Consider the following 541-nt stretch of genomic DNA (forward strand, 5'->3'; position numbering starts at 1 on the left):
AACACGGAACGGCGCGGGTGGTTCGACACCCATACCGATGAAACAATCGCGGACCTGGCACTTCAGGTGGTGAGCCAGAAACGCCTGGCAGCGCTCGAGTGAGGACAGCTCTACTGGGAGTAGTTCGACCCGTGCGTCCGGGTCGCGCTCGAGCGGTGAGGCCCCCTCGACGACGTGCTCGTCCCAGTTATCATCGAGGTAGAACAGCCCCAGGTCGGAGACGGCACCGATCTCGAGCGAGCCGCCGAAATCGATTTCGGGGTCGGCTTCGACCGCCTCGGTGAACTCCTGCCAGGCCGCCGTCGAGCGGTCGGGGACCTGCGTCAGATCGACGTCGTACGCCTCGGCCAGGTCGGCGGCGCGCTCGAGGCCCGACGCTTGCGCTCCGTCGACGGCGAGATAGATGTCCTTGCGGTAGAGGATCTCCGAGGGGTCCTCGGCGTCCGCCGGAATCTCGACGACCGGCTCGACACTTGCATCGAACTGACTCGAGAGTTGCTGGTAGAAGTCGCCGAACAGCCGTTCGAACTCGGGGAGGGGC

1 protein-coding gene is annotated in these 541 nt (G+C 65.4%); it reads right to left on the reverse strand.

Annotated features, from left to right (window positions below; genetic code table 11):
* Positions 1–541, reverse strand: a 541-nt coding sequence (locus N0B15_RS15405) for a DUF7958 family protein (protein ID WP_484549521.1), incomplete at both ends; no start/stop codon positions are given.

Source organism: Natronobiforma cellulositropha (assembly GCF_025629245.1).
In the GTDB taxonomy this organism is placed as follows: Archaea; Halobacteriota; Halobacteria; order Halobacteriales; family Natrialbaceae; genus Natronobiforma; species Natronobiforma cellulositropha.